This window comes from Micromonospora sp. NPDC049523, from assembly GCF_040676775.1.
Classification (GTDB): Bacteria; Actinomycetota; Actinomycetes; order Mycobacteriales; family Micromonosporaceae; genus Micromonospora_G.
The window spans coordinates 143,917-167,554 of record NZ_JBFAPP010000006.1; the positions used below are offsets into that span (position 1 = coordinate 143,917).

Here is a 23,638-nt window from a genome sequence, read left to right on the forward strand (position 1 = left end):
CTGGATCACCTGTCCGTGGGTCGGGCCCCGCGCGTGGGGCCGGCGCGCCCTACAACGTCCCGATACCGGTGTCGGGTCAACCGGTCGAGGAAAAACCTCGGCCGCCGGGGCAACCGGTCGGGAAAAAACCTCGATCGGTGGTGAACCGACGCGCGGGCGGTCCGTAGTGAGGGCGTGACCATCGTCGCCAGTGGAGAGATGTGTCGGTTGGTCGTGTGTGGACCGGACCGGCAGGTCGAGGTTGCCGTACCGGCCCAGGTGCTGGTCGCCGACCTGCTGCCGGCGCTGCTGCACCATCTCGGCGAGAACCTGGCGGACACCGGCCTGCTGCACGGCGGCTGGGTGCTGCAGCGGCTCGGGTCGCCGCCGTTCGACGAGGACGGCACCGTCGCCTCGCTCGGCCTGCGTGACGGCGAGGTGGTCCACCTCCGGCCCCGGTCGGAGCAGATCCCGCCGGTCGACTTCGACGACCTGATCGACGGGGTCGCCACCGGGGTGCAGTCGCGCGCCGGCCGGTGGCGTCCGGAGATGATCCGCTGGGCCGCGCTCGGCCTGCTCGCCATCCTGTTCGGGACCGGTCTGGCGGTGCTGGCGCTGACCGGCCCGCCGGCACCCCGGGCACTGACCGCGGGCGGTCTCGCGCTGGCCTGCCTGGTGACCGCGTTCGCGGTCACCAGGGCCGGCGGGGACCGGGTGTTCGGCCTGGTCTGTGCGTTCGCCGCGATCGGGTACGCCGGGCTCGCCGGCTGCCTGGTGCCGGACCTCGACAGCGCCGGCATCGGCGTACGGCTGGCCGGGCCGGAGCTGTTCGCCGGCTCGGTGGCGGCGCTCGCGGCGGCCAGCATCGGACTGGCCCTGGTCGGTTGGGCCGGTCCACTCTTCGCCGGGGTGCTGAGCGCCGGACTGTTCGCCGCCGGTGGTGCCGCGCTGGCCGCGTTCGTACCGCTGGCCACCGACCGGGCCGCGGCGGTGGTCGCGGTCGCCGCGACCGTGGCCGGCACCGCCGCCCCGATGCTCGCGTTCCGCCTCGCCGGTCTGCGGCTGGCACCGCTGCCGACCGAGCCCGAGCACCTGCAGGAGGAGATCGACCCGGAGCCGAGCGAACCCCTGCTTGCCCGCACCGCCGCCGCCGACCGCTACATGACCGGGCTGTACGCCGGGCTGGCCTTCGTCGTCGGGATCGCCCTGGTGCTGGTGGGTGCGGCGGGCGGCTGGGCGTCGATCACCCTGGTGCTGCTCGTCACGCTGGTCCGGGTGCTGGCCTCCCGGCCGATGAACAGTGGCTGGCACCGGCTGGCGATGGCCGCCCCGGCGGTCGCCGGACTGGCCGCGGTGACCCTGGAGGCGGCGGTCACCGCGCAGCCGTGGCCCCGGCTGCTGGTGCCGGTCGCGCTGGTGCCGCTCGGCACCGTACTGCTGATGGTGGTGGCCCGGATCATGCCGGGGCGCCGGATGATGCCGTACTGGGGTCGGATCGGCGACCTGAGCCAGACCGTGGCCACGGTGGCGATGTTCCCCGTCCTGCTGGCGGTGCTCGACGTGTACCGCTACGCCCGGTCGATGGGGGGCTGAGCCGGATGCAGTCGCGTCGGGACCAGGTGCAGGCCCAGTCGTACGTGTTGGGGCGGTTGACCTCGGCGTTGGTGGCGGCGGAGCCGGAGGCGGCGGAGAACCCGCACCGCCGGCTCCTCGTCGGCACCGTCGCCGGTACGTTGATCGCCGCGCTGGTCGTCGCCGGTTTCGCCGTCTACGGCTTCCTGCGACCCGGCGGCGCGACCAGTTGGCGCAAGCCGGGCACGGTGGTGGTCGAGAAGGAGACCGGCAGCCGTTACGTCCTCGTCGACGGCCGGCTGCGCCCGGTGCTCAACTACAGCTCAGCCCTGCTGCTGTTCGGCAAGAAGCCGGCGATGACCACGGTTTCCGCGGCGTCGCTGCGGTCGGTCCCGCGGGGACAGTCGGTCGGCATCGTCGGTGCGCCCGACGCACTGCCCGCACCGACCGCGCTAGCCGGCACGAACTGGACCGTCTGCGCGGTGGCCGGACGCGATGCCGCCGGCACCCTGGCCACGGCCACCACCCTGACCGTCGACCGGAACCCGGCCGGCCCGGCGCTCGGCCCGGACCAGGGCGTGGTCGCCCAGGCGCCCGGCGGGGAAACCTTCCTGGTCTGGCGGGGCCGCCGGTACGCGCTGACCCAGACCTGGCTCAGCCGGGTCTTCGGCTACGACGGGTCACCCGCGCCGGTCGAGCCGGGCTGGCTGGACCAGTTGCCGGCCGGCTCCGACATCGGACCGCTGGCGGTGCCTGGCCGGGGCGAGCCGGGACCGGTCGTCGACGGTACGCAGACGCAGGTCGGTCAGCTCTTCGTGGCCCGGATCGCCGGCACCGCCGAGCGGCACTACCTGCTTCAGCGGGACGGGTTGAGCCAGCTCACCCCGACCGGGGTCGCGGTGGTGTCGAGTGACCCGGAGACCGCACGGGCGTACGGGCCGCGTCCGGTCGTACCGACCGAGCTGACCGCCGCGGCGCTGGCCGGACTGCCTGCGTCGAAGGCGCCGGTGCTCCCCGGTGACCTGCCGGAATCGCCGCCCGCGGTGGCACCCGCCGGACCGGGCCGGGTGTGGTGCGTACGCCACGGCGACGTGGGCGCGGTCCGGCTGACCGCCGAGTCACCGCTGCCGCCCGGCGCGGTGGTGAGCGGCGACGGGGTGGGGGTGACCCGTACCGCCCGGACCGCCACGGCGGTGGCGGTCACGGCCGGCGTCGGCGGCCTGGTCCGGCTGGGCCGGCCCGGTCAGGCGCCCGGCACGAGCTACTTCGTGGTCACCGACGCGGGGATCAAGTATCCGCTCGCCGACCCGGCGGTGGCGGAAGCCCTGGGTTACCCCACGTCGCTCGCGGCGACGGTGTCGCCGGCACTGCTGGAGCTGCTGCCGACCGGGCCGCTGCTCGACCCCCAGCGGGCGCGGGGGTGAGCGACACGGCAAACCGGTCCGGCAGCACCGAGTCCAGCAACAGCCAACCGAACGGTACGAGAGGACGTGTGTGATGACCCAGCCGAACGAGGTAGACGAGGAAAGCATCCGGCAGCTGCTGGCGGCGTTCGAGGTCGCCATGGCCGACTGCAACGCGGCCGACCGGAGCGTCGACGCGGTCTCCGGGTCGACGCCGTGGCACGGCGAGGCGGCGGTCCGCTACATGCAGGAGCTGCAGAACTGGCGCGGCGGCCTGGCTCAGGTACGCAACGGCCTGGAGCAGCTTCGCGCCTCGATGACCCAGCACCTGCAGGTCTCCAGCAACGCGGAAATGGAATCGGCCTCGCACGCCAAGTGGTACCAGCCCTGATACGTCGGGCGTTCCGTCCTGCCGGCGGCCCTGCCGGCATCCCTGTCGACGACGAGCAATTGTGACGAGCAGCGAGGAGTGACGCATGGCGACCTACGGCCTCAACCCGGACGGCCTGCTGGCCAGCGGTGAGGAACTGCGCGGGGTGACCCGGTCGATCGAGCAGGCGCTGGCCGACCTCGACCAGGTGGTCAACAAGTTCATCACGGCGAACGTGGGTAACACCGCGAGTTCGTACCAGACGGCACAGAACACCTGGCACCTGGGCATGGGCCAGATGAACGCCGCCCTGAACTCGGGTGCGTCCGCGATCGACCAGATCCGTGACACGTACAAGGTCGCGGACACCCAGGGCGCGGCCCTGTTCGACGGCGCGATCTGAGCCCCCAGCGGCCGGGTGGACAAGGAGCGGGCCGTCCGCCCGGCCGGATGTCGATGTTGAACTTCCCCCAGGAGGTGGATCATGCCGATCAGTGTTGACGAGGCGTTCCTGCGCCGGGTGGCGGCGGAGAACACGCTGCTCGGGGGCGAGGCTCCCGGCGCGGCGAACGGGCCGATCGACGCGTTGGTCATCAAGCCCGGACACCAGAACTTCGTGGTGGGACAGGCACTCTCCGCCGCGATCAAGCAGCAGGGCGGTGTGGTCAAGCAGCGGCTCAACCAGCTCGGCCTGCTGTTCACCACCCGAGGTCAGCAACTGCGTGGATTCGTCGACACGACCGACGACGTCGAGTCGCTCAACGACATGACGGTTGCCGAGTTCCGCGCCCGGATCCCCAACTTCTAGCCCGTACGAATCCGCCGGCACCGGGTCGGCCGGTCCCGCCCACGTGGCCGGGCCCGCCGTCCGGCGTCGGTGACCTTGGAGAGGACGACCCATGACCCAGCCATCACCGGGAATGAACTGGGTGCCGGCGCTGAAGGACATCCTGGGCGCGGACGACGACGTCGACCCGACCCGGATCACCAGCCCCGCATGGGTCCAACTGGACACCTCGTACTGGATCTCGGCGGACATCCGGTACAACACCGAGGGCTCCCATCAGCAGCCGTGGTACCACTGGATGCCCGGTGACCCGGCGCACGCCGGCTGGAACCGGATCACCCTCTACCGCAAGCGCAACACCGACACGTTGGAGAACTTCCAGCTCATCCGTGGCTGGATCTCGTTCTACGAGGGTGGGGAAACCGGGCCGGCCCGGCAGGCCCAGATGTTCGTCGCGATGAGCGACGAGACGACGTCGGGGATCATGAGCAACGCGTTCCTGGACCCGCAGAGTCTCTACGACGCCGCGCACCTGTTCTACGAGGTGACGAACTGGCTGATGAACACGGGCCAGCCGAAGGTGCAGTCGTTGGTCGGGGAGATCGACCAGGAGGCGAACGGCTTCGAGGGTTCGGCCGCCGACGCGTTCATGTTCGCCATGGAAGACATCAACCGGACCATGCTCTACCTGAAGGAGAACATCACCGAGCCGGACGACTGGATCGAGTTCATCAACGGCAGCGGTGACGCGGTCGGCACCTTCAAGACCGCCATGGTCGACGCCTGGGCCGCGTTCAAGGAGTACCGGTTCTACGACCCCAACTGGCTGATCGGGCAGCTCGTCCAGTCGATGGAGCAGCAGGTCGACGCCTACGATCGTACGGTCAAGTTCCCCGGGTTCGTCAACGGCGGCACCACGACCGGCGGGTACGACGAGGTGTGGAACTTCGCGTTCCCGGACCAGGGCATGCCCGGACCGTACGACCTGATGCAGCCGGCCGCGTGGGAGCAGCTCAACACGGACACCAAGACCCAGTGGATCAACGAGCTGAACACGTTGAACGCGGCGTCGCTGGCCGCCACCAAGGCGTTGATGGACAACTTCGCCACCACCACGGACAAGCTGCAACGGGTGATCCCGGACCTGTACCGGGGCACCTTCTACGTGCCGCCGCCGGACCCGTCGCAGATCCCACCGCCGGGCGGCGGTGACGGGAATTTCGGCATCAACACCGGTGGCAACAACGGTGGTGGCGGTGGCGGCGGCGAGGGCGGCATCGACACCTCGGGCCTCGGCAACAACGGCGGCGGTGGGGGAGGCGGCGAGGGTGGCATAGACACCTCCGGTCTCCGCAGCGGCGGCAACACCGGTGGCGGCGGCTCGGAGTTCGACCCGTCGTCGGTCGGTGGCAGCCAGTTCGCGTCCGGGTCCAACTCCGGCGGCGGTCCGGGCGGGATCGACACGTCCGGTCTCGGCGCTGGTCCCGGCGGGTCGGACCCCTCGGGCGCTGGCGGCGGGACCTCGATCGGTGGGATCAGCGGCGGCTCGAACTCCGGTGGCCTGAACCCCGGTGGCGGTGGCACCTCGATCGGCGGGATCGGCGGCGGCTCTGCCGGCGGTACGGGCGCCGGAGCCGGTGGCGGCGGGATCACCATTCCCGGCCTGGGTAGCGGCGGCTCGTTCACCGGCGGTGCCAGCAGCGGTGGTTCGGTCGGTGGCGGCGCCGGACAGAAGCCGCCCGGATCGGGCCTGGGCCTCGGTTCCGGTTCCAGCTCCGGTTCCGGTGGCTCCGGTTCGGGTTCTGGGTCCGGCTCGGAGGAAGGCGCCGGTGGGGGACTCGGCAGCGGTGGCTGGTCGGGCATTCCCGGGCTCGACGACCCTAGCCTCGGCGGCGGCTCGTACCCCGGCAGCCAGTTCCCCTCCCAGATCGACCCGGGCAATCTCGGTTCCAACAACTTCCCCTCGGCGGGTTCGGTCGTCGGACCGCTCGGCACCCCACCTCCCGGATACGCCGGCGCCGGCGCGCTCAACGGCCTCGCGACGGCCGGCGGCGGCCTGCCCGGCGGAGGCGGCTTCAACGCCGGCGGTTACGGCCTGGAGAACCTCCCCGGTGCGATCCTCCCGCCCGCTGCCGGCGCGAACGGTGCCAACGGCGCGATGGGTGGCATCGGCGGCATGCCGTTCATGCCACCCATGGGCGGCATGGGTGGCATGGGCAGTCCCGGCAACGGGGACAACAAGGAGCGCGAGCGGACGACCTGGCTGGCCGAGGAGGAGGAGGTCTGGGGCACCGACCCGGACTGCGCACCGGCCGTTGTCGGGCGCGACGACAGCTCCGAGTACGACCAGTCCGAGACCCAGACCCGGCAGCCGGCACCGACGCGCGGCCCCCGGTCGCCGTACGGGCCCTCGCGGGGCACCACCCGCGGACGTTCCTGAGCGAGAGGAGTACCGCAACCATGTCCAGCCCGTTGCACAACCAGATCGAGCAGGCGTACGCCGAACTCGAACGCAGCCAGGCCGCGCTCGCCGGGGTGCAGGAGGAACTCGCGGGCGCCCAGACGACCGTCACGTCGAAAAACCGGGCGATCACCGTCACCGTGGACAGCCGTGGCGACCTGGTCGACATCAAGTTCCTCACCCGGTCGTACCGGACGATGCCGTCGGCCGAACTGGCCACCCTGCTGATCGAGACGATCGCCGAGGCGCGGACGAAGGCGCAGGCGGCGGTGGCGGCGACGTTCCAGTCCGTACTGCCGACCGGCATGTCCGCACTGGACATGATCAACGGCACGGTCGACTTCGAGGAGATGATGCGGGAGGCGATCCGGATCGCGAACGAGCCGTTCCCCGGTGACGAGCCGACCGAGCAGCCCAAGCCGGGAGCCGGCAGGTGACCGAGCCGGTCATTTCCGCCGACACCGCCCGGCTGCGGGCCGAGGCGTTCGCCAGCTACCTGGAGCACATGAAGGGGGTGGTGGACGAGTTCGACGCGGAGCGGGCCGCGAACGCCCCGGTGGTGCCCAGCGTCCGGGGCGAGGTGGACGAGGCGATCGTCAAGGACATCGACCGGGACCTGCCCGAGACGATCTACGTCCTGACCGGGCTGCGGGACCTGTCCCTGGGCGACGGCTCGCGGGTGGAGGAACTGCGGGTGCTGCTGGAGTCGTACGAGGCGGGCAACGTCGACACCGCCGGTAGCTGGGGCGACGGACCGAACCTGTCGCTCTGACAGTGGGTGTCGGGCGGGCCCGGGACAACGGACGGAGGTGAGCTGGCCGGATGGCCATCGAGGCGTCGGACCAGCTTGCCGGTTTCCTCAAGTGGGTTTCGGGAGAGGACTTCCCGGGGGCCAACGAGGATCGGCTGTTCGGCATGTCCCGGGCCTACTACGGGGCGGCCGACGGGGTAGAGGCCGCGATCCCGTTGCTGGTCAGCGCCGTGGAGTCGATCCGCGAGGGGGTGTCCGGGCAGGCCGACGAGGCGTTCGTCGAGTCGATGCGGGCGTACGTCGACGAGGAACCCGGGTTCCTCGCCGCCGCCGGCCTGCACATGCGTAAGCTCGGGGCGAAGAGCCAGACCAGCGGCACCCAGGTGCAGTACGTCAAGATGACCCTGATCGGCGCGATCATCCTGCTGCTGATCGAGTTCGCGGTCGCGCTCGCCTTCTCGTTCTTCAATCCCGGCGCGGCGCTGAACTGGCTGGCCGCCCGGGTGGCCATCTTCCGCTTCCTGGTCCGTACGCTGCTCGGGCGCCTGCTCATGCACGTGGTGATGAACCAGATCATCGGTATCGGTCTGCAGGTGCTGCTGGACCTGATCGTGCAGCGGTTGCAGATGGCGATGGGCACCCGCGACCACATCGACACGTCGCTGACCAGGCAGGCCGCGATCGCGGGCGCGGTCGGCGGTGCCATCGCGACGGTCCTCGGCCCGGCCGCGAACCGGATCTTCCGCCGGTTCGGCGGCGAGGTCGCCGACGCGGTGGTGGACAATATTCCCACCCCGAAGCCGCCACCGAAGTCCTTCCTCGACGCCCTCATGACCCCGGCGCCGAAGCCGACGGCCCGTCAGGCGGTGGTCGAGGCGGCCGAGGAGCTGGTGGTCGAGGCCGGCACCGAGGTTCTCGCCGAGGGCACGGTCAACGCCATCAACGGCGAGGGCTTCAAGGTGACCGGCGCGGCGGCCACCTCCGGCATCCTGTCGGCCGGGGCCAGCATCGCCGGCACGAACGTCGGCAACGCGATCCGGCCGGGTCCGGACGACGGACCGACCGCCGGCGCCGACCAGCCGACCAAATCCACCCCGACGGACGTGCCGACCCCGGTCCTCACCCCCGCCGGTCCGCCGCCCGGCGGCCCCGGTGGTCCGCCGCCGGGCGGTCCCAAGGGCGGGTCCAACGATCCGGGTACGCCAAACGCCGACGGTCCCACCGACTCCGACCCGGTCACCTCGACGCCGACTCCCGTCGGTGCCTTTCCGGGTGCCGGACCGACCAACGGCCCCGCGCCCAGCTCTCCCGCGCCGACAACCGGTCGGGGTACGCCGTCGAGCGGCCCCGACGCGCTCGACGGCCCGACCCCGAACGGCCCGACCCCCGTCGGCCCGATCTCGGACGGCTCGGTGTCCAACGGTGCGATCTCCGACGGCTCACTGTCCAACGCGCCGACCTCCAGCACTCCACTGTCGAATGCGCCGTCGTTCGGCGGTCCGCTGTCTAACGGTCCGGCGCCCGACCTCTCGGTCGCGTCCGCCGACGGGTTCGGGCCGGCGCTCGGTGGCGGCGATCCCCAGGGCCCGGTCACCTCGGGCTCGTTCACCTCGTCCGTCTCGACCTCGCCGGCCATGTCGTCGGGCTCCCCGGTGACCGGAGCGCCCACCCCGACCAGCGTCGGTACGAGCGCCTCCTCGACGGCCGCCGCAAACGGGGTCAGCGGCTCCACCGGCCCGACGCCGGTCACGTCGAGCGCCGTGTCGAGCAGCACGACAGCGGCCGGCATGAGCAGCACCCCGGCGGTGAACCCCACCAGCACCACCCCCTCCACCCCGACCAACACCAACAGCCCGACCACGTCGACCGGCACCACGTCGACCGGCACCACGTCGACCGGCACCACGCAGACCGGCACCACGTCGAGCAGCACCACTTCCCCGAGCACCACGGCCACGCCCAGCAGCACCGCGTCCAGCACCACGCCCACCGGGTCCGCCGCTCGGACCGGTCCGGCGCCGATCAGCTCCAGTGCGCTCAGCTCCAACACCACCGTGCCCGGTGCGGTCGGCTCCGGTACCGCCGGGCAGACCGGTGTCGATTCGGCGGCCCCGCGCACCGCGACCACCAAATCGACGCCCGCCGGCCCGGCATCAACCAGCCCGTCCCCCACCAACCCGACGCCCGCCGGCCCCATCCGGGTCAGTTCCCCGGTGGTGAACCAGAATCCCGACCCCAACCCAACCTCGGTGAGCAACCCGGCCGACCGGATCCCCGATCCGCGGAGCGGAGAATCGTCGACCCCACCGTCGGCCGTAACCGACCAACCGACGCTTACCCCTCCCACGCCGCCGACCACCCCTTCCACTCCCGGCGTGACCGGCGCGGACGGCCGTCCGCGACCCGTACGGCACCGGCCGGGGAACTCCCGCGACCGTCGGGCGTGGAACCGGCTGCACAGGCGTTTCCGGCCGGGAACCGTTCTGCCCACTGTCCTTCGCGGGCCCGTGCCGGCCACCCTGGCGGGTAAGGCCCGACCGGCCGGGCCGGCGCGGGTGGGCGACCTGACCAGGGGCGCGGACGGCACCTGGTACGCCGACGGCGTACCCCTGATCGTGCGGCCGGTGCCCGGCGGCCGTGCCGGTGTAGGGCTGCTCTCGGACGCCGACTTCGAACTGGTCCGGGGCAGGCCGCTACCGGACGGCGACGGTGCGGCGGTGCTGGTGCACGGCGCGGGTGAACTGGTCCGGGCGGCCGTGCGGCAGGCCGACGGTACGACCGGAGCGGTGTTGCTCGACCCCGACCAGGTGGCCCGGATCGTGGCCGAGGTGACCGCGCGGGACGCCCCGCTGGTACTGGTCGCCTGCCAGCCGGGTGAACTGGCCGGCGGGTTCGCCCAGCGGCTCGCCTCGGCCCGGGGCACGGATGTGCTCGCCGCCTCGGGCGACGTGATCGCGGGCAGCGACGCGCCCTCGGGCAACCTGGTCACCGTCGGTGGGGATCCCTGGCTGCTGTTCGTGCCCGACGGGCTCGGCGGCGAGGGCTGGGACGTGCTCAACGACGACGTCGACGGGCTGGCGCGGCCGTTCGACGGGATCACCGCGATTGACGGCGACGGCCGAGGACCGGGCCTGCGGCTCGGCCGTGGTCCGTCGACCAACCCGGAGGCGTCGACGTCGAACTCGGGGACAGCGGCGAAGGCGAAACCCCCGCCCTGGACCAGATTCAAGGCCCCGACCACTGCCGAGAGGACGCTCGGAACCCCCGGGAAGACACCACCGATCCCGGCGAAGACAGCGGGCCTCGCGACGGGTCCGGCGACCGAGGCCACGCCGGCGGCCCCGCTGCCGGACATCTCCGCCGAACTCGGTGTCTACCAACGCCGCCCGGAACTGCTCTCCGAGGTCGACGGTGCTTCCGACATCGACCGGCTGGTCAACGACCTGCGGCAGGCGGTCCAGGGGCACGTACGGGCACGGGTGTCCAACCACCTGGCCCGGATCACCCTCGGCGGCCGGCAGGCGGTCTCCGTCGACACGACCGCGATCGAAGAGGCGCTGCGTACGGATCTCCAGTCGTTCTTCACCACCGGTGGACGGACGTTCGACGTCCGGGACGGCTGGCGACGGTGGCACTCCGTCACCATCGCCCCGACCCGGTTCACCGACACCCAGCAGTGGGTGGACCAGAGCGCGGACAAGGCGAAGTACGACACCCGCAACGACGCGAACGTGGCACTCAAGGACACCGCGACGGCCGGGGACAGCCTCGCCCTCGGACTGGGCGCCTCGATCGGCGGCAGGTTCGGGCCCGGCGGCGCCCTCTCCGGCGATCTCGCGTTCGCCCGCGCGGCCGAGACCGCCGAGGCGAGCGGCACCCTCTCCGACTCCCGCAACGTCCGCAGCGGCGCCGGTTCCCACCTGGTGCTGGCCTCGGTCCAGTTCACGGTGACGGTGGACCGGGCCGGTCGGCCACCGGCGACCTCACCCCCGCTGCACGAGACCGGTGCCGACCACCGGCGGCGGATGGCCACCCACCCACCACCGCCGGGTGGGCCGGTGGCGACGGTCGCCTTCCGGGCGCTGGACGACATTGCACGCGCCACTCACACCGCTCGCCCGGTCCGCTCCCGGCAGGGCCGGTTCGACGTGTCCACCCTGGTGGAGAGCCTCTATCCGGTACGGATCGAGGACGCCCGATTGGATCGGCGGGATCCGCACGGCAACCGGGTCGACACCCCGACCAGGACCTGGAACGTCACGGCCGAGGACATCCTGCAACAGCTCAGACCGACCGGCACGGTCGGCGAGGGCAGCATCGGCCGGGAACAGGTACGTGCGCTGCTGAGCGAGTCGAGCGTACTGGGACAGGTGCCGCTGGCGCTCGAAAGCTCGGTGCACTCGCCGTTGGTGCTCAGCTCGTCGCGCCGGCAAGCGGTGGCCCTGGAGCTGAGTTCCGAGGTCACCGAGATGGAGGTGCTCGAGGACGTCGCGAAGTCGTCGTTCCGGTGGCAGCCGGGGGTCACGTCCGTCGGCCGGCAGCAGCACGTCAGTTCCGTCGGTGGGGGCGGCAGCGGGGCGTTCCGATGGGGATTCGGGTTCGCGTACATCCAGGCCCGGTTGAGCGCGGGTTTCCGGCGCAACACCACCACCAGCGTCAAGCAGAGCAGCACCGCCCGGACCGGGACGGAGTTCAAGGACGTGAAGAACGTCCTCGCCCGGGTGAAGGTCCGGCTCACCATCGACGCGTCGACCCGGGTCAACGCGTTCCAGCGGCCGTTCCGCCGGTCTCCGCACCCGGTCGTGGTCGAGCTGACCATCCTGGCACGACTGCCGCGCGACAAGGCCGAGCAACTGCTCGCCGGACCGCCGCCGGCCGACGACGACGCCACGCCCGGGGGTGACCGCAAGGGCAAGGGCAGGAGAGCACCGGAGGACACCGCAGGCAAGGTGGTGCTGGACGCCGTACCCGAGGCGCTGTCCGAGGCCGAGGGCAGCGACGAGGTGCTGAACTCGGACTCCGAGGCCGAGCCCGCCCCCGATCCGCTGCCGCCGCCGTGGGCCAAGACCGGTGGCAACTCCGTGCCGTACGGGATGAGCAGGTTCCGGGAGCTGCACGGCCGTACGTCGACCCTGGTCAGGGGCCTCGGTGGCGGTTTCCTGCCCCGGTTCCGGACCGGCGGGGCGGTCAAGGCGATGGGGTTCGTGAGCTCCGCCAGCGAGCGGCAGAAGAACCAGTCCGAGCTGGACCGGGTGCTTTCCGTACCGGCGCTGCGGCAGAACTACACCGCCCTGCTCAACGGCGGGGTGGCGGCGGTGCTGACTCGGACGAAGTTCTGGCACTCGCGGCACGTGGTGGTGCACGTCACCGCCCGGCACACCCAGGATCTCACCTACTCCGGTGTGGAGAAGGGCGTCGCGGTACGGAACTTCCAGTCCAACAGCGAGCAGGACGGCGCGGCGGCGGGCGCCCAGTGGCGGGCCGCGTTGGCCGTCGAGGGCGGGTTCATCGGGCGGTTCCCGGGGCCGAAGGCGAGCGCGGCGGTGATGCCCGGCGGGGCGGTGGAGGGACAGCGGCGCTGGGCGCAGCAGGGCGGGGTGGAGACGACCGGCCAGGAAACCGCCCTGCACGGCGGTACGCCCGACTCCCAGCGCTTCGACGGTGAGCTGGAACTGGTCGTCACGGTCTACACGTACAAGAAGCGGGTGGGGCGCAACCCACGCGCCCGGCTCGGGATCGGGCACCGGGCCGGACCGCTGACGCCGACCACCGCACCCGCCGAGGAGTGGGACCTCAACCAGATACAGGTCGGCGACCGGCAGCTCAACCAGTACCAGCTCACCACCACCAAGCCGGTGAGCGTGCTGTTCGCGAAGAGCGCGATCCCCCGTCAGGATCTCGGCGACCTTCCGGTGCACCGGGTGGATGCCGTCGACGGGGATCGGCTGCCGCTGCGCCGGCGCGCCAAGGCCGACCTGTCGACCCTGCGCGAATTCGTGGACCGGCCGGCACCGGCACCGGCACCGCCGCCCCAGGCGCAGGCCCAAGCTCAAGCCCAGCCGCCGCAGCCGCCACCGCTCGCGGTGTCGGACTGGCGTTTCGTCGAGGCGATGCCGGGCAGCAGGGAACTGATGGAGCTGGCCCAGGAAACGGTCCTGGAGACCCAGCAGTACGAGGAGGGTGTGTCGCGGCGCCAGCTCGGCGGGCTGCGGGGCGACGTGACGCTGGTCGAGGGGATGCCGGTCTGGGCCGAGATGGTGGACCGGTTCTCCACCACCCAGCAGGTCGCGAACCTGGGACCGATGACCGAGCAGCAGTGGGACCTGGAGCCGATCACCACCGAGGCCGACGGTGGGCGGCTGAACGTGTCGGTCGCGGCCCGGCTGGTCCGGCCCCGACTGGCGCCGAACCTGTCCGAGGTCACCACCGAGAACGCCCCCGGTGGCGGGGTCCAGGTGTGGGGAACCCGGACGACGGAGAACCAGGTCCAGGGCCGGGTCCAGTTCGGTGTCTCGGGCCGGGAGACGAGCAAACCGGAGGACAAGTTCGGCGGCGGCGGCACCGCGTCCGGGGGTTACCAGCGGATTCTCTACTCGAAGATGACCCGGCACCGGAAGAAGGTGAGCGGGTTCATCGAGCGGAACGTGAACAACCGGAAGGCCAGGACCCGGTCGTACCTGGTGGTGGCCGACCTGCGGGCCAGCGTGGTCGCGGAGGTGACGAATCCGGCCGACATGCCCAAGTCGCTGCTGCCGGAGCCGTTGCAGCCGGCGAGTTGGGAGCACCACAAGACGGTGACCCGCAGCGCGGTGATCGAGAACGCCGTCTACCTCTGGGTCAGCGAGGACGAGGCGATCCGGCTCGGTCTGATCACCCAACCGAGACATCCGTCGGTGCCGGAAACCATCGCAGAGGAGGTGGCCGACCAGGATTTCGTGCTGCCGCCGGGGCGCTCACCCGGCCTGGGACTGCAAACGTTCCACCAGGTGCCCTCACTGGTCCGACCGGCGATCGACGCCCTCCGGGCGGTGGTCGCCCGACCGGATCCGCATCCGGTCTTCAACCGGATCCTGGCGACGCTGACCGGGATGGGGCTGGCCGATCCGATGCTCAACCGGCGGCGGCTGCTCAACGTACTGTCCCGGACCGGGCTTCCGAGGCACTGGGCGGCGCTGTTCGACGGTGGGGTGTCGCTGCTCTACCCGGAGACCGGGAAGGTCAGCCAGCGGCTGTTCGACATCCGCCTGGTCGCCGTCGCCGACCAGCCGCCCGAACTGGTCCGCTTCGTGGCCGACCACAACGACATCGACGTACGGACGGTCGGCGTCGGCGGCCAGGGCAGGACGGTCCGTAGCGGCCGGGGCGACGCGCTCTTCACGAACGTGGCCGGCTCGGCGATCCTGAACCCGGACGGCAAGCCGGTGGCGTTCGGAGCCGGACACCAGTACGGCTACGGCTCGCTCGTGCTCAGCTCCAACACCTCGGAGTCGGAGAACCGGACCACCGACATCAGCTCCGGTCGCGGAGTCAAGGCCAGGACCCGGCTCCGGCCCCGGTTCGAGATCCGGATCTACTACCGGGGTCGACCGGTACGCGGTGGGGTCGTCTCCTTCCAGGCGCCCGTCACAGTCGACCGCTGGGCCACCAACCTCCGGGTCCGACCGACCGGTACGGCCGCCAGGCCGCCCGCGGAGCCCGGCGATCCGGGCGCGTACCAGCTCCCGCGCGACCAGTTGCCCGCTCCGCAACTGCGGACCGGTCGGCTCCGGGCGCCCGGGTGGCGGGAGCGCAACGGGATCCTGGTGCCACCCCGGTTCGCGCCGGAGGACCTCGACGGCGCCACGGTCCTCCAGGACGCGGTGAACGGCCTGCTCCAGGGGGTGTCGAACCGGCTGGCCGAGGCCGGCTTCGCCGGAGCCCACCAGGTGCACCAGGGCCTGACGCCGGAGCTCCTCCTGCCGAACGCGGGCGACCTGCTCGCCGAACTCGGGCTGGAACTGCCCGAGGTGCCGAGTACCGACCTGTCGATGAAGGGGGCGGTGGTCCGGGTCAGGCTGGTGCCGGTGGCGGTCCGGCTCGCCGGAGTCGACGCCGGGGTGTACCGGGAACACGTACAGCAGGCGACCGGTTCCTCGGGCAGTGGCTCGAACGCGTTGACCCAGTCCACCCAGGCGCCACGGATCCTGCTCGGCCGGGGTTACCTGGGCGACCCGTACCAGGCGTTGGAGACCGGTGGTGCGGGTCCGTCCACTGGCGAGACCGCGGCGGTCGCCTCCGGTGAGGAGGGCGGGTCGACCGGTTTCGGCAACGTCAAGCCGGAGGGGCCGTCGGCGGCGGTCGCGTACGTCTGCCAGCCGGTGGTGGAGGTGATCCTGCCGGAGCGGGTACGGGTCCTGCTGCCCGCCCGGCAGCGCATCGGCCGTCCGGTGGATCCGGTGACCGTCGTGCTCCGGATGGGGCTGGACGATGCCCGCCAGGTGCTCGCCATCGACGACAGCGACGCCGTACGGCCGGGGATGCGGGCCGCGTTCGACCAGATCGTGGCCCAGGACGGGCTGCTGCACGCCGCAGGTGAGCGTTTCGTCGCGGCGACCGACGCCGAGGAGGCGGCCAGGTACCGGTTGCAGAGTGTCCAGGAGCCCCGTCTGCGCGACCGGCACATGGAACGGGAGGAGGTGGTCGACGCACGCGCCGAGGCCATCACCGAGTGGCAGGCGGCGGTCGAGAAGCGGGAGCGGGCCGAGGCCGTCTGGTGGGACCTGCTCCAGACGCACTCGCAACTGCTCGACGACTTCGAAGCCACGTACGTCGGGGTACCGCACCGGATCGCGGCCCCCGTGGCGGAGACCGACGGCGACAGTGACAGCGACGGTGGCGACGACCCGCTTCCGGCCACCCGCAACACGCCCGCGATCCTGCCCGCACTGCCGGAGGACGACGGTGCCGCCGCCGACCCGGTCAGGACCGAGGTACGCCGGCCGCCGAGCAAACTGTCACCGTTCCAACAGCGACGCACCGAGCGGCTGACGGACGCCGTCGTCCGCCCGAACGCCGGGCCGCTCCCGGTCGACACCGGCCGCCTGGCCCGGCTGAAAAAGGAGGCCGAGGCGACACTCCGGCAGGAGGCGTCCGCGAAGGCCGTCGAGCCCCACATCGCCGAGCCGAAAGCCGAGCCGAAAGCCGAGCCGAAAGCCGAACCGAAAGCCGAGCTGAAATCCGAACCGAAGGCCGAGCCGAAAGCCGAACTGGAAGGCGAACCGAAAGCCGCCGAGACCAGTGTCGCCGGGGCGAAGGTTGAGCCGAAGGCCGTCGGAACCAGGGTCGTCAAGCCCAGGAAGGCCCGGCCGAAGGCGGGCGTCGGTCGGGTGCGGACGTTGTGGCGGCCGAACCGGAGGCCCGGTCCCTCGACCGCCACCCATTTCGCGGCGGCCGTCCCGACCCCGCTCGGCCCCGTGTCCGGCAGCGGCCCGACGGTGACCGGCCCGACGAAGACCGGCACGACGACGAGCGATCGGGTTTCCGCGATCGTGCCACCGACGGACCTCGCACCGGCCGCGCCGGTGCGGGTGACGGAGTTGGTCCGGGACAAGGCCGGGACCTGGTACGCCGACGGCAAACCCCTGGTCGTACGGCGACCGCCGGGTGAACGGGCCGGGGTGGCACTGCTCTCCGACGCGGACTGGGAGCTGGTACGCGACCGCTCGCTACCGTACGGGTCCGGGGGCGCCCTGCTGGTCCACGGCGCGGGTGGTTTCGTCGCGGCGCCGGTGCGGCTGGGCGACGGCACCACCGGCGAGGTACTGCTCACCCCGGAGCAGGTGTCCCGGATCGTCACCCCGCTCGTGCCGCCGGAGGTGCTGCTGGTCCTGGTCGCCTGCCGATCGGAGGAACTGAGCGGCGAGTTCACCCAGGGCCTGGCGTCGGCTCGCGACGGAGACGTGCTCGCCGCGTCGGGGGACGTGGTCGTCGGGTCCGACTTCCACCCGGGCAAGGTGCTCAGCATCGGGGGAAGTTCCTGGTCCCTGTTCACCCCGACGGTCCTGGGCGAGCAGGGGTGGGACACCCTCAACGACTTCGACGGGCAACCGATCCCGTTCGACGGCATCGTCGCCGAGGACGGTGACTCCCGCGGCACCGGGCTGCGCCTCGGACGCAAGCCGAAGGCGTCCACCGCCACCACCGGGGCGGTCGCGTCCGGGTCGGCCCCGGCTCCGGCGGGTGCCCCGGCAACCGCCGCCCAACTCGGCCTCTACCACTCCAACCCGGACCTGCTGTACGAGGTGGACGGGGCGTCCGACCTCGACCGGCTGGTGACGGACGTGACCGAGGCCGTACGGCATCGGGTCCGGGCCCGGGTCCGACCCCGGTACGCCCGTGCCACCTGGGGCGGCCGGCAGGGGATCTCGGTCGACACCACCGCGATCGAGGCAGCCCTGCGGCAGGACCTCCAGTCCTTCTTCACCACCGGCGGCCGGACCTTCGACGTCCGGGACGGCTGGCGCAACTGGCACAGCGTCACCATCACCCCGAGCCGGGACACGACCGGCCAGCGCTGGGTGGACCAGAGCGCGGACAAGGCGAAGTTCGACACCCGCAACGACTTCACCTCGGTCCAGCGGGACACCGCGACCTCCGCGGACAGTCTCGCCGTCGGTGGCGGCTTCACCATGGCGAGCCGGTTCGGGCCCGGCGGCGGGTTCTCCGCCGAGGCGGCACTCGCCCAGGCCGCGGAGTCGAGCGAGAACACCTCCTCGCTGTTCGACTCGCACAACGTACGCAGTGGCGGCGGGTCGAACCTGGTGCTGTCGTCGGTCGAGTTCACCGTCACGGCCGGGCGGGTGGGGACCGTACCGCAGACGGCACCGCCGTTCCACCGGGCCGCCCCGGCGGCACCGGCGCCGGCGGTGTACCCGCCGGCACCGCCGGTGGTGACCGCGCAGATCGGGTTCCGGGCGGTCGAGGACATCGCCAGGGCCGACGCGCCGGTCGGCGTCAGCCGGGCCAGTGGCGACTTCGACGTCGCCACCCTGGTGGAGAGCCTCACCCCGGTACGGGTGCTGGACGCTGCGGTCCGGCAACCCGACGGCCAGTGGAGTGTGCGCCGCACCTGGAACCAGGTGGCCGAGCAGGTCCTGCAACGTATCAGGCGGACCGGCACCGTCGACCCGGGCAGCACCAGCCGGGACCAACTGCGCTCGCTGCTGACCGAACCGAGCCTGCTGGGGCAGCTACCGCTCGCCCTGGAGAGCCCGGCGAACTCGCCGCTGCTGCTCAGCCCGTCCCGACGGCAGGCGGTCTCGGTCCAGATGCAGTCCCGGGTGACCGACTTCGAGGTGCTCGCCGACATCAAGAAGTCGTCGTTCCGTTGGCAGCCGGGAGTCACTGACAACGGGCGGCAACAGCACGTGAGCATGGTCGGCGGCGGCGGGAGCGTGGTGCCGATCCGATGGGGATTCGGCCTGGCCTACATCCAGCTCCGGCTGTCGGCCGCGTTCCGCCGCAACACCACCACGACGGTCAGGCAGAGCACCACGACCCGTACCGGCACCGAGTTCAAGGACATCGAGAACGTCCTGGCCAGGGTGACGTTCCGGGTCACCATCGATCCGAGCACCCGGGTCAACACGTTCCAGCACTGGTTCCGGCGCCGGACCGGGGTCCGTCCGGTCGAGCTGGAACTGACCGTGCTCGCCCGCCTGCCCAAGGACAAGGCGGCCCTGCTGATCAGCACGGTCCAGCCGGCCGGCACCGCGGCGACCAGCGGCGGCGTTGCGGCGCGACCGTCCGGCACGACCGCCACCGGGAACCGCAACGGCAAGGCGCGGGCGGTACGGCAGGACCCCGACCCCGATCCGGACCAGCTCCGGCGCCCACCGCCGTACGCGATGTTCGGCGGGCACGCCATGCCGTACGGGATGAGCAGGTTCGCCGCCGTGCAACGGCGTACGACGGCCCTGATCGGGCAGATCGGCGGTGGGTTCCTGCCGCGTTACCAGGGTGACGGTGTCGTACGCCGGATGGGTTTCTCCACCTCGGCGAGCGAGCGGCAGAACAACCAGACCGAACTGGACGGCGTGCTGTCCATGCCGGCACTGCGGCAGAACTACACCGCGATGCTCAACGGTGGGGTGACCGCGACCCTGACCAGGACCAAGCAGACGTACTCCCGGCACATCGTGGTCCACGTCGCCGCCCGGCACCCGCAACAACCGAAGTACGCCGGGGAGGAGCGCAACGTCGCGGTCCGCAACTTCCAGTCGAGCAGCGAGCAGGACGGTTCGGCGGCCGGGGCGCAGTGGCGTGCCGCGGTCGCGGTGGAGGGTGGGTTCATCGGGCGGCTGCCCGGCCCGAAGGTGAACACCGCGCTCTCGCCCGGTGGCGCGATCGAGTTCCAGCAGCGCTGGGCCCGGCAGAGCGGCATCGAGGTGACCGGCCAGGAAACGTCCCTGCACGGCGGTACGCCCGACTCGGAGCGCTTCGAAGGTGACCTGGAACTGGTCGTGACGGTCTACTCGTACACGGTCGGGTTGGGCCGGGACCGGCGGGCGATGCTCGGGCTCGGCCGGCGGGCCCGGCGGATCGAACACAACCTGGTGCCCGGCTTCACCCGGCTGGCGCAGACGGTACCGGTCGGCGACGAGCAGATCCCGCAGTACCGCCTCACCGACACGCACCCGGTGAAGGTCCTGCACTCGCGCAGCGCGCTTCCGAGCCGTGACGTCGACTATCCCGTCTCGGTGGCCGAGCGGGAGAGTCGACCGCTGGCCCGGCAGACCCGTACCGACATCTCCACGTTGCGGCAGTTCGTCGACCGGCAGGCGGGGACCGCCCCGGCGCCGGCGCAGGCGACCTCGACGCCTCCGCGTCCTAAGCCGGCGTGGGACTGGCGGTTTGTGGAGGCGATGCCGGGCAGCGCCGAGGTGTTCAAGCTGGCCGAGCAGGCGGTGCTCGACACCCAGCGGTACGCGCCGGACCTGGCCTCCAAACGCAAGCTCGGCGGGCTGCGCGGCGACGCCGCGTTGGCTCGCGGCATGCCGGTCTGGGCGGACCTGGTCAACCGCCTGTCGAACTCCCGGCAGATGGCGAACCTGGCCACGATGACCGAGCGGCAGTGGGACCTGGAGCCGTTGACCACGGACACGGACGGCGGTCGGCTGGACGTGTCGATCGTGGCCCGGATGACCGCGCCCCGACTCGTGCCGGTACACGGTGAGATCAGCACGGAGAACGCGCCCGGCGGCGGGGTACAGGTGTGGGGCAGCCGGACGCGCGAGCGGCAGTGGCTGGGTCGGATCCAGTTCGCGCTCGGGCTGCGCAAGCCCGGCAAGGTGGAGGACAAGGGCGGTGGTGGTGGCACCGGCACCGCCGGCTACCAGCACGTCTTCCGTTACCGGATGCGGCGCTGGCGGGAGAAGGTGAGCGGCTTCATCGAGCGCAACATCAACAACCGCAAGGGGCAGGCGCGTACCTTCCTGGTGGTGGCCGACCTGCGGGTGTCGGCGGTGGCCGAGGTGACCCACTCGGCCGACTTCCCGGCCGCGTTGGTGCCGAGCGCGGTTCAGCCGGACCGCTGGCAGAACCACAAGACAGCCGAGCGCAGCGCGGTGATCAAGAACGCGGTCTACGTGAGGGTCACCGAGGAGCAGGCCGCGGCCATGGGCCTGCTTCACGGACCCGAAGGGCCACTGAAGCCGCCGCCACCCGGCCCGGCCAGCATCCGCCACGAGGGCGACCCGGCGCTTGCCCTGCCGGCCGCCCGGTCCGCGGGGCTGGGCCTGCAGACCTTCCACCAGGTCCCGTCCCTGGTCCGCCCGGCGATCGACGCCCTGCGGGAGGCGGACCCGGACGCGGCGCCCCTGGCAGCACCGATCCTGGCCGCACTCGACGGCACCGCACTGGCGGACCCGATGCTCAACCGTCGCCGGATGCTCAACGTGCTCTCGCCCAAGGGCGTACGCCGCAACTGGGCGGCCCTGTTCGACGGCGGAGTCTCCCTCATCCACGCCGACACCGGCGCCTTCAGCCAACAGCTCTACGACGTCCGGCTGCACGCGACGCTCAACGACCCGATCCAGTTCGACCGTTTCGTGGCCAACCACGACGACATCGACGTACGGATGGTCGGCGCCCGGGGTGCGGGCAAGCTGATGCGGCGCGCTCGTGGCTGGGCGGTGTACTTCAGCGCCCTCGCTTCGGGCGTCATGAATCCGGGCGCGAAGCCGCCGGATCCGAAGGCACCGGAGGATCCGAACGCCGGCGGGGCCGGCGCGCTCGGCGGCGGTTACCAGTACACCACCGGGAACCTGACTGCCAGCACGAACTTCAACGAGTCCGAGCGACGCACCGTCGACATCAGCTCCGGGCGCGGGGTGAAGGCACGGATCCGCCTCAATCCCCACTTCGAGATCCGGATCTACCACCAGGGCCGGGAGGTCCCGGCGAACACGATCACCTTCCGGGAGCAGGTGACGGTCGACCGGTGGGCCGGGGACCTGCGCAGTGCCGCCCGGAACCGGCCGCCGGCCGCCATCGAGGGGCCGGGCGCGTACCCGCCGCAGGCCCGTCCGGGGGTCGAGCCGGGCTGGCAGGACCGGGGCGGACTGCTGCTCCCGCCCCGGTTCACCCCGGAGGACCTGAGCGGCGCGGCCGAGGTGCAGCAGGCCGCGGCGGAGCTGATGGCCGACGCCGCGCGCCGGCTCCGGACGGCCGGTTATCCCGGCGCCCAGCAGGTGCAGCAGGCGCTCACCCCGGAGATTCTGCTCCCGAACGCGCGGGCGCTGCTCTCGACCGAGGGGCTGGCGCTGCCGGCGCTGTCGAGCGCGGAAGCCCTGATGCAGAAGGCGAAGATCACCGTACGGCTCGAACCGGTGGCGGCCCGGCTGGCGGGGGTGGACTCCGGTGTGTACCGGGAACACATCGAGCAGTCCGGCGACGGCATGGGGAGCGGCTCCAACGTGCAGCACCAGTCGATGCACGCTCCCCGGATCGTGGGCGGGCGCGGGTACATCAACGACCCGTACCAGCCGATGGAGACCGGCGGCGCGGGCCCGTCCAGTGGCGAGACGGTCGCGAACGCGGCGGGGGAGGAGAACTCGGCGACCGGGTTCGGCAACGTCAAACCGGAGGGCCCGTCGGCCGCCGTCGCGTACGTCTGCCGCCCGGTGGTGGAGGTGACGCTGCCCGGCAAGTGGTCCCAGCCACTGCGGATCCGGTACCGCAGCAACGAGGACACGGCGGATCCGGTGGTGACCGTCGTGCTGCGGATGGGGCGCGACGACGCACGCCGGGTACTCGGCATCGACAACGGCGCACCGGTCAGCGTGCATGACGACTTCGACGAGATCGTGGCGAACGAGCAGCAGCTCAAAACGGAGGCGGACGACTTCGTGGAGGCGGGTGAGGCCGAGGCCGCCGCCCGGTTCGCGGTACTGGAGAGTCGACTGCACGACGGGCAACCCGACGACGATCTGGACCAGGCGTGGGTTGCGGCGGTCCGGAGACGGGAGGTGGCCGAAGCGACCTGGTGGGAGACCGCCCAGCGGCACTACCGATTGCTGGACGCATTCCAGGCCGGTGCCGTCGCCGTACCGTCCGCCCCGGCACCCACGGCGCCACCGCTTCCCTCGAAGCCCGATTCGTCGACCCCGACCATCTCCAAGCCCGCGTTTGTCGCCCCGCCACTGTTCCCGTTCTCCGACGAACATCGGGGACCACTGGGGACGCTGTCGCTACCCCCGATCCGGGAGGACGACCCGGAGGTGCCCGTCCCGGTGCCGAAGTCGACGATCAACCTCGACCCGGAGCCCCCCGCCCCTGCGTTTCTCGACCCGCAGCCCTTCGACCCTGCGCTTCTTGACCCGCAGCCCTTCGACCCCACGCTCCTCGACCCGGAGCCCTTCGACCCCACGCTTCTCGACCCCGAGCCCTTCGAAGCCGGGCCGGAGACGTCGGCGCCCGCCCCGCCGGTCGTGTTCTCCGGACCCTCCACGATGCCGCTCTCCTCGGTCCTGCCATTTCCCGCCGTGCTGCCGCTTCCGTTGGTCGGAACCGAGCTTGGCCCGGTGGCCGAGGAACCGGTGGTCGCCCCCACCCCCGCGCTCGCCGACACGGACCTCGACCATGAGTACGGGGTGGTGGTTGATCCGAAGCGGGTGAAGCCGTCGGAGATGGCTGATGGTGTGGTTCGGTTGAATCCGATGTGGTATCGGTTGGAGGATTTTAAGCCGGCGTTGTTGGAGCGTTTGGGTGCGCGGTGGCATTACGTGGTGGATGTGGATGGTGGGATTCGGGTGGGGTCGGAGGAGATTTTGACGGT

The 23,638-nt window shown here is 71.8% G+C and carries 8 protein-coding genes and 1 pseudogene; all 9 read left to right on the forward strand.

Annotation, left to right across the window (positions count from 1 at the left end; genetic code table 11):
- Window positions 1–174 precede the first annotated feature (174 nt).
- On the forward strand, window positions 175–1,572 hold the full coding sequence (eccD, locus tag AB0J90_RS11270) for a type VII secretion integral membrane protein EccD (protein ID WP_363594632.1): 1,398 nt from the start codon (window positions 175–177) through the stop codon (window positions 1,570–1,572).
- Between the two features lie 5 nt (window positions 1,573–1,577).
- Complete coding sequence (eccB, locus tag AB0J90_RS11275; RefSeq protein WP_363594634.1) at window positions 1,578–2,975, forward strand: type VII secretion protein EccB; 1,398 nt, start codon at window positions 1,578–1,580, stop codon at window positions 2,973–2,975.
- A 73-nt stretch (window positions 2,976–3,048) separates the two neighbouring features.
- The gene (locus tag AB0J90_RS11280; RefSeq protein WP_326557881.1) at window positions 3,049–3,345 is read left to right on the forward strand and encodes a hypothetical protein; all 297 of its coding nucleotides are present in this window, start codon (window positions 3,049–3,051) and stop codon (window positions 3,343–3,345) included.
- An 85-nt stretch (window positions 3,346–3,430) separates the two neighbouring features.
- The gene (locus AB0J90_RS11285; protein WP_363594636.1) at window positions 3,431–3,727 is read left to right on the forward strand and encodes a WXG100 family type VII secretion target; all 297 of its coding nucleotides are present in this window, start codon (window positions 3,431–3,433) and stop codon (window positions 3,725–3,727) included.
- A gap of 81 nt (window positions 3,728–3,808) precedes the next feature.
- Entirely contained in the window at window positions 3,809–4,132 is a 324-nt protein-coding gene (locus AB0J90_RS11290) for a hypothetical protein (protein WP_363594638.1), read from the forward strand.
- A gap of 91 nt (window positions 4,133–4,223) precedes the next feature.
- Window positions 4,224–6,551: a hypothetical protein gene (locus tag AB0J90_RS11295; RefSeq protein WP_363594640.1), complete on the forward strand. Its 2,328-nt coding sequence runs from the start codon at window positions 4,224–4,226 to the stop codon at window positions 6,549–6,551.
- Window positions 6,552–6,571: 20 nt separating this feature from the next.
- Window positions 6,572–7,009, forward strand: a complete 438-nt coding sequence (locus tag AB0J90_RS11300) for a YbaB/EbfC family nucleoid-associated protein (protein WP_363594642.1) — start codon at window positions 6,572–6,574, stop codon at window positions 7,007–7,009.
- Window positions 7,006–7,344 carry a hypothetical protein gene (locus AB0J90_RS11305; protein ID WP_363594644.1) on the forward strand — a complete coding sequence of 113 codons (339 nt, stop codon included), beginning with the start codon at window positions 7,006–7,008 and terminating at the stop codon, window positions 7,342–7,344. Before AB0J90_RS11300 ends, AB0J90_RS11305 begins: the two co-directional genes overlap by 4 nt.
- 50 nt (window positions 7,345–7,394) lie before the next feature.
- Window positions 7,395–23,638 (forward strand): annotated as a pseudogene (locus AB0J90_RS11310) (hypothetical protein); the annotation flags it as partial.

Excerpts from the sequence above, each read along its gene's own strand:
- AB0J90_RS11280 (WP_326557881.1), top strand. The coding sequence starts at position 3,049 with ATGACCCAGCCGAACGAGGTAGACGAGGAAAGCATCCGGCAGCTGCTG.
- eccB (WP_363594634.1), top strand. The coding sequence starts at position 1,578 with ATGCAGTCGCGTCGGGACCAGGTGCAGGCCCAGTCGTACGTGTTGGGG.
- AB0J90_RS11285 (WP_363594636.1), top strand. The coding sequence starts at position 3,431 with ATGGCGACCTACGGCCTCAACCCGGACGGCCTGCTGGCCAGCGGTGAG.
- AB0J90_RS11300 (WP_363594642.1), top strand. The coding sequence starts at position 6,572 with ATGTCCAGCCCGTTGCACAACCAGATCGAGCAGGCGTACGCCGAACTC.
- AB0J90_RS11295 (WP_363594640.1), top strand. The coding sequence starts at position 4,224 with ATGACCCAGCCATCACCGGGAATGAACTGGGTGCCGGCGCTGAAGGAC.
- AB0J90_RS11290 (WP_363594638.1), top strand. The coding sequence starts at position 3,809 with ATGCCGATCAGTGTTGACGAGGCGTTCCTGCGCCGGGTGGCGGCGGAG.